This is a genomic window from Thiovibrio sp. Mzg5, assembly GCF_055379285.1.
Map to the genome: position 1 here is coordinate 520490 of NZ_AP022872.1, position 13385 is coordinate 533874.

11 protein-coding genes are annotated in these 13385 nt (G+C 57.9%); 8 read left to right on the forward strand and 3 right to left on the reverse strand.

Features of this window, described 5'->3' with window-relative positions; translation table 11 throughout:
- Window positions 1–36: 36 nt before the first annotated feature.
- The 8 genes from ACZ46D_RS02410 to epmA all read left to right on the forward strand — a co-directional run bounded on the left by ACZ46D_RS02410 (window position 37) and on the right by epmA (window position 10683).
- Window positions 37–666 (forward strand): nitrite reductase, encoded by a 630-nt coding sequence (locus tag ACZ46D_RS02410; protein ID WP_464928449.1) that lies wholly within the window; start codon window positions 37–39, stop codon window positions 664–666.
- Between the two features lie 345 nt (window positions 667–1011).
- Window positions 1012–1758 (forward strand): sulfite exporter TauE/SafE family protein, encoded by a 747-nt coding sequence (locus ACZ46D_RS02415; protein ID WP_464928450.1) that lies wholly within the window; start codon window positions 1012–1014, stop codon window positions 1756–1758.
- Between the two features lie 37 nt (window positions 1759–1795).
- Complete coding sequence (locus ACZ46D_RS02420; protein WP_464928451.1) at window positions 1796–3280, forward strand: carboxypeptidase M32; 1485 nt, start codon at window positions 1796–1798, stop codon at window positions 3278–3280.
- 571 nt (window positions 3281–3851) lie between these two features.
- The gene (locus ACZ46D_RS02425) at window positions 3852–5897 is read left to right on the forward strand and encodes a LysM peptidoglycan-binding domain-containing protein (protein WP_464928452.1); all 2046 of its coding nucleotides are present in this window, start codon (window positions 3852–3854) and stop codon (window positions 5895–5897) included.
- Window positions 5898–5917: 20 nt separating this feature from the next.
- Window positions 5918–8557 carry an aminopeptidase N gene (gene pepN, locus ACZ46D_RS02430; RefSeq protein ID WP_464928453.1) on the forward strand — a complete coding sequence of 880 codons (2640 nt, stop codon included), beginning with the start codon at window positions 5918–5920 and terminating at the stop codon, window positions 8555–8557.
- 40 nt (window positions 8558–8597) lie between these two features.
- Complete coding sequence (locus ACZ46D_RS02435; RefSeq protein WP_464928454.1) at window positions 8598–8963, forward strand: molybdenum cofactor biosynthesis protein MoaE; 366 nt, start codon at window positions 8598–8600, stop codon at window positions 8961–8963.
- Between the two features lie 95 nt (window positions 8964–9058).
- Window positions 9059–9622 carry an elongation factor P gene (gene efp, locus ACZ46D_RS02440; protein WP_464928455.1) on the forward strand — a complete coding sequence of 188 codons (564 nt, stop codon included), beginning with the start codon at window positions 9059–9061 and terminating at the stop codon, window positions 9620–9622.
- A 158-nt stretch (window positions 9623–9780) separates the two neighbouring features.
- A complete protein-coding gene (gene epmA / locus ACZ46D_RS02445) occupies window positions 9781–10683 on the forward strand; it encodes an EF-P lysine aminoacylase EpmA (RefSeq protein ID WP_464928456.1) in 903 nt (300 codons plus the stop codon).
- A 158-nt stretch (window positions 10684–10841) separates the two neighbouring features.
- Here epmA and ACZ46D_RS02450 read toward each other — a convergent pair.
- The 3 genes from ACZ46D_RS02450 to ACZ46D_RS02460 all read right to left on the reverse strand — a co-directional run bounded on the left by ACZ46D_RS02450 (window position 10842) and on the right by ACZ46D_RS02460 (window position 13338).
- Window positions 10842–11974 (reverse strand): IS3 family transposase gene (locus ACZ46D_RS02450; protein ID WP_464926980.1). Its coding sequence is split into 2 segments (ribosomal slippage): window positions 10842–11722 and window positions 11722–11974, totalling 1134 coding nucleotides; the frame shifts between segments, so codons are not numbered across the junction.
- A 35-nt stretch (window positions 11975–12009) separates the two neighbouring features.
- The gene (locus ACZ46D_RS02455) at window positions 12010–12465 is read right to left on the reverse strand and encodes a hypothetical protein (protein ID WP_464928457.1); all 456 of its coding nucleotides are present in this window, start codon (window positions 12463–12465) and stop codon (window positions 12010–12012) included.
- A gap of 60 nt (window positions 12466–12525) precedes the next feature.
- Window positions 12526–13338 carry a uracil-DNA glycosylase gene (locus tag ACZ46D_RS02460; protein WP_464928458.1) on the reverse strand — a complete coding sequence of 271 codons (813 nt, stop codon included), beginning with the start codon at window positions 13336–13338 and terminating at the stop codon, window positions 12526–12528.
- Window positions 13339–13385 lie beyond the last annotated feature (47 nt).

The following is a 13385-nucleotide window of genomic DNA, read 5'->3' on the forward strand; positions in this document are numbered from 1 at the left end:
CGGACGCTGATTTCTTCTGTAACCTTGAGGTGAGAGATGACACATGCCATTGCTTTAACACGTCTGACCATCCTGCTGCCCGCGGGCCGCTTGCCCCTGGCGCTTATGGACAAGGCCCATGAGTTGGCCAAAAAATACCAGTTGGAAATATACCTGAGTACCCTCCAAAATCTGCGGCTCATGGGCATCCGGGAGGAGGACCTGCCCGTGATCCGCGGGGAACTGGCCGCGCTTGGCGCCCAGTTCAAAGGGCCGGGCAAGTTTCCAATTCCCCGGGTCTGTATCGGGGTTCGCGACTGCTCCATGGGCATCGGCGATCCGGAGCGCATCTCCGCCCTGATTCTTGAGAAGTTCAAGGATCGGGAGAAAACCAAACAAAAATTCAAGATCGCCATCTCCGGCTGTACCCTGGGTTGTCCGGGGGTGCTGACCACGGACATCGGCATCATGGCAACCCGTAAGGGCTTTGATCTCTACGTGGGCGGCAAGGGTGGCCCCAGCCCCAAGGTTGGCCGCAGGATTTTACGGGATTTGGACGAGCAGGGGGTGGTGGCTGCGGTGGCGGAGCTGGTGGAGTTTCATGATGCCCATACCGAGACCAAGCAGCGGATGGTGAAATTGCTCGATCATCCGGATTTTCCGTATAAAGCTGAGTTGAGCAGCTAGCCTGCTCAAACGAAACTTATACCCGAAGGGTGCAAAGAGGCGGTGTAGGCCTGCGCTTCGGAAGTCTGGGGGAAGCTGAGGTTGCCTTGTTGCGGTTCTCTTTTTCTTCTTTTGCTTGCCCAAAAGAAGAAACAAGAAAAAGGCACCCTGCCACTTGTCCCGCCGCAGGCGGGATGCCCTGTGCTCCTCGATGCTGCCGGGGCTTTGCAAACTCGGCTGCGCCTCAAACAGTGCAAAGCCCTTATTCGGCAGCCTCTCCGGTGCTCGGCGGCGTGACAATGGGATCTTGAGTGCATAAGGGCATCAGAAATTTTTAATCGGCCATAAAAGGGGTATTGACTCGGCATGATAGGTAGCCCGATGGTGCAGCCCGAAATCCTTTTTGCCGCCGGCGTATTGTTTTTCGCCTACTTCATCCGCGGCATCGCCGGCTTCGGCTCGGCGCTCATTTCCGTGCCCCTACTGGCCCTTTTTTTTCCGGTTTCCCAGGTGGTGCCCCTGATCGGGCTGCTGGACTGGCTGGCCTCGGTCAGCCAGGGGCTGCCCAACCGGCGGCTCATCCGCTGGCCCGATCTGTTGCCGCTTTTGCCTTTTACTGTGCTGGGCGTTTCCACCGGCCTCTATCTGCACACGGTTCTGGCGCCGACCAGTCTGCTCCTGGCCCTCTCCATCTTTATTATGCTCTATGCGGTGTATGCCCTGCTGCCCTTTCCGCCCCTGCACGGCGGGCGGTGGCTGGCCGGGCCTGCCGGATTGCTTGGCGGTACGGTGGGTGCGCTCTTCGGCACCGGGGGGCCGTTTTATGTGATCTATCTCACCCTGCGCCAGCCGGATAAAACCGAGTTCCGCACCACCATCGCCACGATCTTCGTGATCGACGGGCTCTGCCGGATCGTGGGCTTTTCCCTGAGCGGGTTTTACACCCTGCAAACCCTGGCCCTCTGCGCGGCGATTCTGCCGTTGGGCGGGCTGGCGCTTTGGCTTGGCGGGAAGGTGCATCTGCGGATCAGCCATACGGCCTTTGTCCGGCTGGTAAGCATGATTTTGCTGGGCAGCGGTCTTGCCCTGTTGGTGAAGGCGCTTAAAGTTTAACGGGGATTCCGGCCAGAAACAAAGGGAGAGTTATTCAATGAACACGATCACAGAGCTGAAAAAATATTCCGCCGAACTGGTTGACCTGCACCATACCCTGGCCCTCATGCAGTGGGATCAAGAGGTGCGCATGCCCCGCCGCGCTGCGGAAGGGCGGGCTGGGCAGTTTGCCACCCTGAGCGCGCTGGTGCACCGGCGGGAGGTGGCCCCGGAGTTGGGCACCCTGCTGGTGGAAGCCGAGACGCACAAAGAGACGCTGTCCGTGGAGGACCGCGCCCTGCTGCGGGTCATGCACCGCAGCTATGAGCAGAATACCAAACTGCCCGAGGAGTTTGTCGCCGACTTTTCCCGCCTTACCTCCCAGGCTCAGATGGCCTGGCTCGAGGCTCGGGAGCAGTCCGATTTTGCCATTTTCCAACCCTTGCTGGAACGGCTGGTGGTCATGGCCCGGCAGCAGGCCGAATACCTGGGCTACGCAGCCCATCCCTATGACGCGCTTCTCGATCTCCACGAGGAAGGGCTCACCACCGTGCAGGTGGAAGGAATGTTCGCCGAGCTGCAAGCGCCCTTGGTTGCCATGGTCAAAAAGTTTGCCGGCCGCCGCCTGGCGCCATTGGCCTTTAACGAGCCATTCTCCCCGGCCGGTCAGGAGCAGTTTGCCGAACACCTCCTGGTGGCCATGGGCTTTGATTTCAGCCGGGGTTGCCTGGCCCGCTCGGCCCATCCCTTCACCACCACCCTGGGGCACGACGATCGGCGCATCACCAACCGCTATGCCCCCAAGAGTCTCGACTTTATCTTCGGCGCTCTGCACGAGGGCGGGCACGCCCTGTACGAGCAGGGCATTGATGAGGCTCTGGCCCACAGTCATCTTGATGACGGGGTTTCTCTGGGCATCCACGAATCGCAATCCCGGTTCTGGGAGAATGTCGTGGGGAGGAGCAGGCCGTTTTGGCAGCGATTTTTCCCGGAGCTGCAACAGGCGTTTCCGGCCCAGTTTGCCCACACAGGGTTCGATGATTTTGTCCGGGGCATAAACGCCGTTACCCCCGGCCTGATCCGGGTGGATGCCGACGAGCTGACCTACAACCTCCATGTCCTGATCCGGTTTGAGATTGAAAAGGGCCTGATCGAGGGGAGCCTGGAGGTTGCTGCGTTGCCTCGGATATGGCGGGAGAAATACCGGCAGTATCTCGGAGTGGAGGTCGAGTCGGATGCCGACGGGGTCTTGCAGGACATCCACTGGGCCCATGGTAGCTTTGGTTATTTTCCCACCTACACCATCGGCAACTTGGCTTCGGCCCAGATCTGGGAGGCCTATAAAAAGTATGATTCCGGCTTCAGCCAGACCCTTGCCGAGGGGAATCTGGCCAAGGTTAAGGGGTGGTTGGCCCGGGAGATCCATGGCCACGGCAGCGTCTATCTGCCCCAGGAGCTGCTGGTGCGAGTAACGGGTGCGCCGCTTTCCGCTCGGCCTTTTCTTGCCTATCTGGAGGAGAAGTTCAGCACCCTTGTTGGTTGATCTTTGGCGTTGAGTTGGACGGCTGGTCTGTTTTGGATGAAATAAATCTGTTCATTTCTTTGCTTGCCCAAAGAAACGAACCAAAGAAAGGGCCCCCTGTGTCCCTTGCCCCGCCGAAGGCGGGGTCCCCTGTGCTCCTCGATGCTGCCGGGGCTTTGCAAACTCGCTGCGCTCAAACAGTGCAAATCCCTTTTCGGCATCCTCTCCGGTGCTCGGCTGCGTGCCAATGGGAATTCCCCCCCCCCATTTGTCCTGCCGCGCCTCGCAGGCGGGGCAGGACAAAGACGCGGGAACTGTCTGAGGGCGAAGCCCGAGTTTTTCCGCGTCCCGCCCTCGTCGAGAAGTAAGGGAAGCCCGCAGGGCCAGGACTGGTTGGGGTGCCGTTTTCTTGTTTCTTCTTTTGCGTACCCAAAAGAAGAAAGAAAAACTGCTGAACGACTCCTTCCCGCCCCCTCCCCTGGAATTCCCGGCTGAACCTGATTTTAGCGGCAAATCCCGGCAGGAGCGAGTATACTACGCCTCCTTATCCGTTGTGAACACTGAGTAAATAAAGAAAATTATGAGAGCTGTTATGGAATATCTTCGTTTGTTTGTGGCGACGGCGCTGTTTTTCTGCGCAACCGCCACAAGTGTCTCTTCGGTCCAAGCCGGACAGGACCCCTTTCCCCTCTACGACTGCGTCACCCCCAATGTGCTTTTTTGGCGTGATATATATGGCAAGTATCCCTCCACCCAGGGGGTGCTCCACGACAAGCGGGATCTGCGCATTATCTACGAGGTGCTGGATGTCGAGGGAGTCTGGGAAAACGGCGCCAGGGAGCGGGACCGGCAGAAGATCGAAATGGCCAAGGAGCGGTATCTGGAGATTCTCAAATTTTTGGCTGCGGGCGCTCCTCCCCAGACTCGGGAGGAAAAGCGGGTGGCCGCGCTCTTCGGCCCCAAGGCCACGGCCGAGGATTTCCGGCTGGCCCAGGACAATATCCGTTTCCAGTCCGGGCAGAAGGATAATTTTCGCGCAGGTCTGATCCGCTCCGGTGCCTATCTGGAAGAGATCAAGCAGATCATGGCGAGCTACGGGGTGCCCGAGGATCTTGCGTATTTGCCCCATGTGGAATCATCCTTCAACTACAAGGCATACAGCAAATTCGGCGCGGCCGGCATCTGGCAGTTCACCGAATCCTCCGGTAAGCAGTTCCAGCTGGACGTGGACTATGCCATTGACGAGCGGCGCGATCCGCTCAAGGCCACCCATGCCGCCGCCCGGATGCTGCGGCATAACTACGAGAAGCTCGGTACCTGGCCTCTGGCCGTAACCGCCTATAATCACGGGATCAACGGCATGATGCGGGCCAAGGCGGCCAAGGGGGATTATGAAAGAATCTTCCAGGAGCATGAAAGCGAATTGTTCAAGTTTGCCTCGCGGAATTTTTACTCGGAATTTCTTGCCGCCAGGGAGGTTGCCAAGAACTACAAGACTTTTTTCGGGCCGCTTCCCATCGAGCCGCCGGTCAACAGCAAGGGTGTGGTTCTGCCCAACTATGCCTTGGTGAACGACCTGGTCAAGTACCTCAAGGTTGACCTGGAAACCTTCAAGGCCATGAATCCGGCCCTGCGTGAACCGGTGTACCTCGGCCAGAAACTGATTCCTAAGGGCTACGAGGTCCGGGTGCCGCAGCAGGGCAAGGCGGTGCGGCTGGCGGACAATATCCCGCCGGAGATTCTCAAGGAGGATCAGGCGCAAACCAATATGTATCAGGTGCGCCAGGGAGATACCGCCTATTCCATCGCCCTGACCCATGGCGTCACGGTGGCTGATCTTTTGCGGGGCAATGGCCTTGATGAGCAGGCGGTGATCTGCCCTGGCCAGAATCTGCGTATTCCAAGCGCAGGTGAACGCGGGACGCTGGTCGCCATGGTCGGGAAGAAGGCGGAGCCCCAGCGACCATCCGGCCCTACGCCGGTGGTCTCCGGGGAAAAACCGACACCGCAGCCCGCAGGCGAGGTGGTCTCCCTGGTGAAATTGGCGGGTGCGCCGGGCTCGGGGTCTTCGGGCCAGCCGGTGAAGGCAGCCCCGGCATCGAAGGCAGCACCAGGACCGGAACCGGCTGCGGAGAAAGCCCCGGCCAAGGGCGCCCAGTGTCCGCCCCTGACTCCGGCCAAGGTTCTGGGCAATCTCGGGGTGCTGGAGGTCGTTAAGAAGCAGGGCAAGAGTTATGGCATTGTCCGGGTGGAGGCCGAGGAGACCTTGGGGCATTATGCGCGCTGGCTCGGGGTTCGGGCCTGGGATTTGCGCCGCTTGAACAACTTGCGCTACGAACAATCCCTGGCGGTGAACCAGAAGCTCAAGATCCCCCTGATCAAGGGGAGCAAGGAGCGGTTTGAGGCCCAGCGCTATGAATTTCACAAGGAGATGGTCGAGGATTTCTTCGCCGCCTACCGGCTGCTGGAAGGCACCCGCAGCTATCGGGTAAAGGCGGGGGACACCATCTGGTCCCTGTGTGAGAGCGAATTTGAGCTGCCCTTCTGGCTGGTCAAAAAATACAATGACTCCGTTGATTTTTCCCAGCTGAAACCGGGGGTGCGGTTGGTGGTCCCCCGGGTTGAATTAATCCGCTGATCGATTCTTGGACTGATCCCATGGATGCCCAGCCAAAAACCATTCTGCTCAAGGATTACCGTCCGCCTGCCTTTATGATCGAAGAGGTGGCGCTGACCGTGGACCTGTTTGAGGAGCGGGCGCAGGTATCTTCCCGCCTGGTCTGCCGCCGCAATATTTCCGCCGCGCCTGCGGCCCCCCTTGTGCTCCAGGGGAGGAAGCTGGTGCTCAAGTCCGTTGCCATCGACTCCGTCGCCCTTGGCCCGGACCAGTATCGGCTCGACGATGAAAGCCTCACCATTCTCACGGTGCCGGAGCGGTTCGAGCTTACCGTCGAAACCGAGCTCTATCCCCAGAACAATACCTCCCTCGATGGCCTGTATCGTTCCAGCGGCAATTTCTGCACCCAGTGCGAGGCCGAGGGGTTCCGTAAGATCACCTATTTTCTCGACCGGCCAGATGTTCTGGCCCGCTACGAGGTCACCATCACCGCGGAGCAGCAGCGCTATCCGGTGCTCTTGGCCAACGGAAACCTGCTCGAGTCCGGACCGCTGCCTGAAGGCCGCCATTACGCGCGCTGGCAGGACCCCTTTCCCAAGCCCTCCTATCTCTTTGCCATGGTGGCAGGCAATCTGGTCAAGATCGCTGATACCTTTACCACTTGCTCAGGCCGTCCGGTTGCCTTGGAGATTTATGTGCAGGCGCATAACCGGGATAAATGCAGTCATGCCATGGCCTCGCTCATCAAGGCCATGCGCTGGGACGAAGAGGCCTTTGGTCTTGAGTACGACCTCGACCAGTACATGATTGTGGCGGTGGATGATTTCAACATGGGCGCCATGGAAAACAAGGGGCTCAACGTCTTCAACTCCAAGTATGTGCTGGCCCGGCCCGATACCGCCACGGATGCTGATTACGAGGGGATCGAGGCGGTCATCGCCCATGAGTATTTTCATAATTGGACCGGCAACCGGGTCACCTGCCGGGACTGGTTCCAGCTGAGCCTCAAGGAAGGCCTCACCGTGTTCCGCGACCAGCAGTTCACCGCCGATCAGATCTCCGGTGCGGTCAAACGCATCCACGATGTCCGGCTCCTGCGCAACGTGCAGTTCCCCGAGGACAACGGGCCCATGGCCCATCCGGTGCGGCCCGATTCTTTCATGGAGATCAATAATTTTTACACCGTCACCATCTACGAGAAAGGGGCCGAGATCATCCGGATGCTCCATACCCTGCTGGGGCCGGAGTTGTTCCGGCAGGGGCTGGCCCTGTATCTCACGCGGCATGACGGCCAGGCCGCCACCACCGATGATTTTGTCCAGGCCATGGCCGAGGTCTCCGACCGCGATCTCATGCAGTTCAAGCGTTGGTACACCCAGGCCGGTACCCCGCAGCTCACGGTGCAGACCGATTATGACGGCCAGACCCAGACCTATACCCTGAGTCTGGAGCAAAGCACCCCCCCCACTGCCGGCCAGCCGGAAAAGGAGCCGCTCCATATCCCGGTGGCCCTTGGTCTGCTCGATGGCCAGGGCAGGGAGATGACGCTGTCCTGCCCGGAGCGGCAGGCAGAGGCGGAACGCGGCCTGTTCGAGCTGCGCGGAGCCAAGGAGATCATCCGTTTCAACGGGGTGGCGGAAAAGCCGCGCCTCTCGATCCTGCGCAATTTTTCCGCGCCGCTCAAGGTGGCATACGCCTGTGATGAAGAAGAGCTGCTCTTTCTCTTCCGTCATGACCAGGATCCTTTCAACCGCTGGGAGGCGGGGCAGTGTCTGGCCAGCCGCTTACTCCTGGGGCTGGTGGAGGATTTCCGGGGCAGCCGCCCCCTGCAGCTTGACCAAAGGTTTGTCGAGGCCTGCGGTCGGCTGCTTGAGGGAGAAGGCGGAGGGGATAGAGCCTTTCTTGCCCTTTTGCTCACCCTGCCCTCGGAGGAGTATTTGGCCGAGCAGATGGAGGTGGTGGATGTCGAGGCAATTCACGCCGCCCGCACCTTTGCCCGGCAGACTCTGGCCCGTTCCTTGCGTCCCACATGGGAGCAAACGTATCAGGCCAACCGGGCTGACGACCCCTACCATTACGCGCCTGCGCTGGCAGGGCAGAGGGCGTTGCGCAATCTTTGCCTCTCCTATCTTGTGACCCTTGAGGACGATGGGGCTGTCCAGATGGCCCTGGCCCAGTTTCGCGGGGCGGATAACATGACCGACCAGATGGCCGCCTTTGCCGCCCTGGCCCATTCCGCTCGTCCGGAGCGGCAGCAGGTCATCGCTGATTTTTATCAGCAATGGCAGGGTGATCCCCTGGTGCTGGACAAGTGGTTCGCGGTGCAGGCCACGGCCCCGCTGCCGGAAACTCTGGCAGAGGTGCAAGCACTCATGCAGCATCCGGCCTTTCAGTTGAAGAATCCCAACAAGGTTCGCGCCCTGATTGGCTCCTTTGCCGCAAGTAATCCGCTCTGTTTTCATGAGGTGTCCGGCAGGGGGTATAATTTTCTGGCCGAACAGATTCTTGCCCTTGACCCGCTCAATCCGCAGATTGCCGCCCGTCTTGCGGCTCGGCTCGGGCGGGGAGCACGTTACGATGAGACCAGGCGTGGCCTGATGCGGGGTCAGCTTGAGCGGATTGCTGCCAGTCCCTCGTTGTCCCGCGATGTCTTTGAGGTGGTGAGCAAGAGTCTGGGATAAAAAGTCGGTGTTTGTAGACCAACAATAACGAGGTGCGCGCATGGATATTTCAAAAACGATTGCCGAGATGAAAAAGAACCCCGCCTTTGCCGAGAACGTCGGCATGGTTCTGGTCCACAACGGCGTGGTCCGCGCTTGGTCGCGCAAGACCAGGGAAGGGGTCACCTCCCTTGAGGTCACCCCGGATCAGGCAAAGGTCGAGGCGATCCGCCGGGAGTTTCTGCAAAGGCCCGGCATCTTCGACATCGTTATCGAGGCCAAGAGCGGCTCCTTTCAGCCCGGCGACGATCTGCTGTTCATCATCGTGGCCGGCGATATCCGGGAGAATGTGAAACCGGTGCTGGGCGAGCTTTTGGACCGCATTAAGTCCGAGGCTATTGGTAAAAAGGAAGTGATGCTGGCCTGAACTTCACCCTTGCAAAAATGCGGGAATCCGGTTAGTAAGGTGCCGCACAGTGTTTTTTTGACTTTGATTTTGATTGACACAGGGAGATAGCACGTATGTATTCCGCTTCTGATTTTCGCAAAGGTTTAAAGGTTCAGATCGACGGTGAACCGTATATCATGACGGATTTTTCCTTTTCCAAGCCGGGCAAGGGCCAGGCCCTGTACCGCGCCCGTCTGCGGAACATGATCACCGGCAACGCCTTTGAAAAGACCTTCCGCTCCAACGACAAGCTGGAAAAGGCAGCCCTTGAGGAGCGGACCATGCAGTTCCTCTACAAACAGGGGGATGAATATTTCTTCATGGACAACGTCTCTTTTGAGCAGCTGGAGATGTCCAAGGCACAGCTGGGCGATGCCGTCAACTTTCTCACCGACAACATGGATGTGGAGGTGCTGCAGTACAACGGCCGCCCCATCGGCGTTACCCTGCCCAACTTCGTCAATCTCAAGGTTACCCAGTCCGACCCGTGGGTCAAGGGCGATACCAGCGGCAGCGACTCCAAGCCCGTAACCCTGGAAACCGGTTATGTGGTCCAGGTGCCGCCCTTTATCGAAGAAGGGGACAAGCTGCAGATCGACACCCGGACCGGGGTGTATGTAACCCGGGTAAAAGAATAGAGAAAAAAAGTCCCCTCTCCCCCTGCGGGAGAGGGATAGGGTGAGGGGGAAGGTGCCGGATGTGATGCCTTGGCAAAGTCACCCACCCCCAACCCCTCCCGTCAAAGGAGGGGAGTTAAGGTGAAAGCCGAACCGAAACCGGACTCTGCACAACGACTATGATTCCCATCCACGGCCTGCAATTGCGGGCCGTTCTCATTCAAGCCCTGCGCACCTTTTTCATCGACCGAGGCTATCTCGAGGTCGAAACCCCCCTCCGTATCCCTGCCCCCGCGCCGGAAGCCCATATCGTGCCCCTGACCAGCGAAGGTTGGTTCCTGCAAACCTCCCCGGAGCTGTGCATGAAGCGGCTGCTGGCCGCAGGCATCCCCAAGATTTTCCAGCTCTGCAAATGCTTCCGCAAAGACGAACGCGGCGACCGCCACCTGCCCGAGTTCACCCTGCTGGAGTGGTACGGGGCCGGAAGCGACTACCGCGACCTGATGACGGATTGCGAGGCGCTGCTGCGGCATCTGGCTCCGGCCATGGGCAAGGAAGGGGTGTTGGAATGGAAGGGACGCAGGATTGATCTTGGATCGGAGTGGGAGCGGATCACCGTGGCCGAGGCCTTCCGGCGCTATGCGCCCTGCACGGTGGAGGAGGCACTGGCCCAGGACCGGTTCGATGAAGTGCTGGTGGAGTATGTGGAGCCGCATCTGGGCATGACAACCCCCACCTTTCTCTACGACTATCCTGCCACGCTGGGGGCGCTGGCCCGGCTATCGCCGAGCGATCCAAGGGTGGCCGAGCGTTTCGAGCTGTATGTGGCCGGGTTGGAATTGGCCAACGGTTTTTCCGAGCTGGTTGATTCGGTGGAGCAGCGGGCAAGGTTTCTGGCGGAGCAGGAGAGGATTCGGTTACAGGGCCGTGACCCAGGCCCCATGCCGGAGCAATTTTTGGTTGAGCTTGCCGAGATGGAACAGGCTGCGGGGATCGCTTTGGGAGTGGACCGGCTGGTCATGCTTTTTGCAAGTGCGGACAGCATTGATCAGGTGGTGGCCTTTACGCCGGAGGGGGTATAGGGCTAATTTGACGTCGTGGTATGTTTGAATTCAGCCACCGTTTTCGGCGGTCGGCTGGAGTGAATTGTTGGCCAGATATTTTTCTACTTCTTCCTGTAGGGCCTTACTCAACCCGTACAGCTCTTCGGGATAGTATTGAAACTCGGCTTCTTCTGACCTTACCCCTGTGATTGTTCCAGTCTGCGATTAGCGATTTCGGCTTTTTGAGCCCGTTTAAAGGCTGCTGAAAATTCTTCTGGGGTCATGTTGTCCAGAGAGCTATGGGGCCGATTTACATTATAATCCGTTCGCCATAATTCAATTATTTCTTGGGCCTTGTGCAGGCTGACGAATACATGCTCATTGAGGCATTCGTCTCGGAACTTCCCATTGAAGCTCTCGATAAAGGCGTTCTGAACCGGCTTCCCCGGCTGAATAAACCTGAGCTTGACCTTGTTTTCAAAGGCCCAAAGATCAAGAGCTTTGCTGATAAACTCCGGGCCGTTATCCACCGTTATCACCTCCGGCAACCCGCGAGTCAGGGCGACACGATCAAGCACCCGGCTTACTCGCTGCCCGGTGAGCGAGTGGTCTGCCTCCAGAACCGGACATTCTCTGCTGAAGTCATCGACAACAGTCAATACCCGAAAACGGCGGCCACTGAAAAGGTTGTCGGAAACAAAATCCATGGACCAGTGTTGATTGATCCGTTCCGGACGATCCAGGACAACCCGGAGATGGCTTGTCCGTTTCTTGCGCTTCTTTAAGCGAAGGGAGAGCCCTTCTTCCCGGTACAGCCGTTCCGTCCGCTTATGATTGATCTGATAGCCTTCCCGCAGCAACATGGTGTGCAAACGAGGAGCGCCAAACTTGCGCCGCTGTTCCGCCAGCTCTCGCAGGCGGGACCTGATTTCTTCATCGTTCTTGGGTATCGCCTGGTACCGGCAACTGCTCCGGCACAACCCGACAACATCGCAGGCCCGTCGTTCGCTGAACTGATGGTTCTCTTGTAGATAGATCACCACGTTCCGCCGAGCGACAGGCGTTACCACTTTTTTGAGAGAACGTCCTTGATCGCCCGGTTTTCAAGCATTGCGTCAGCAAGCATTTGTTTGAGCTGTTTGTTTTCCTTTTCAAGCGTCTTCAGCCGTTTGGCCTCTGAAACCTCCATCCCGCCATACTTGCTGCGCCAGTTGTAAAAAGTCACATCGCTGATCCCGTGTTGACGGCAGAGATCTACGATTTTCATCCCCGCCTGGGCCTGTTTCAGTATGCTTATAATCTGTTCTTCGCTGAATCGTTTCGATTTCATGTCCGTCTCCTCGGTGAGGTTCTAGACCGAAATCACTAACTTCGCAATGGCTCAGTTTTTAGGGGCAAGGTCACTTCTATAGGAGATTCCAATTCGACCCATAAGTCACTATATTCGATATACTCACTTTCACTCATTTTTCGATACGCCTCAAAAGGGTAGCGTAATTTAGTGAAATTGTTTCTGTACAATACCAATAATTTTTGCAACTGACTCTTGCTTAGCTTCTTTTGAGACCAGAGAAATGAACGTTTTAGTATTTGGTCTTTTACGTTGTTTGGCAGTGACGCAAAGATTTCTTCATAATTATGGTTTTCTTTAAAGCGGCCTGAATGAATTAGAGCCACGGTTTTGAGTAGTAATTCAAAAGCTAATAACTCAAGCAAATAATTTGAATCTGTTTCACGGTTTATATTTTTACTTAACAACCCCGCATCATTTAGTCTTCCGGTAGCCTCCCTATACATCAGCTTTATTTGCAGATTGTTCATTTCGTTAGCACGTTAATATTAATATTGTCCAGATTAGAAATTTCTTTGAGTGGATGGGTGTTAGACGGTTTGAATCTTCTTCTGAATCATCTGCAAATCCAGCCAGGTAGCCTTTTTCATCTCCGGATTTTTCAAAAGAAACTCCGGCGAGAAGGTGGGGATGAGCGGGATGCCCTGAAAATCGTGGAACCTGCCGCGCAACTGGCTCAGGGGTTTACTGGTGCGGAGCAACTTCTGTGCGGTGAGCACCCCCATGGCGCAGATCACCGTGGGGGCAACGAGCATGATTTCCTTGAGCAGGAAGGGGAGGCAGGCTTCCACCTCATCTTTTGTTGGCGGCTCCGGCGCATGGCATCGGGTGAGCAGGCTCAGGTGGACTTCTGCCCGGCTCAGGCCGATGGCCCCGAGCATCTTGTCGAGGAGCTGGCCCGGTTCCCCGCTCATGGGCAGGCCGGAACGGTCGTCTTCAACAGAGGGTGCATCGGTGATGATCAGCAGCTTGACCCCGGTCGAGCTTTCCCCGGTGATTCCCTTGCTTCGGCTCTGATGGAGCTGGCAGCGCTGGCAGCCTTGTATCTCGGCGTACAGTTCGGCAAGGGTGGTATCCGGCATGACTGCTGTTGCGGTTTGGGGGCGGGCTGATGGGGTTCGGGTCGTTTCCGGCTTGGAGGCAGTTGCTGTCTGCGGTCGGGCTGGCGGTGCCGGCGGCTGCGGCCCGGCAAGAAATTGCGCAAGTTCCGGGGTGCGGGGGTAGCCCTCGATGCCGATTGCCTGCTGGAAGGCGACAAGCTGCCGGACATCCTGGAGGAATTCCAGGGCGGCCTGGGCTGGGATCGGTGGGGTTGTGGTATAATTTTCGTCGGGCGTTGTCATGGGCGGTCCTTGATTTTTGCCCATTATAGCCCGGAGCAGGGGTAAGG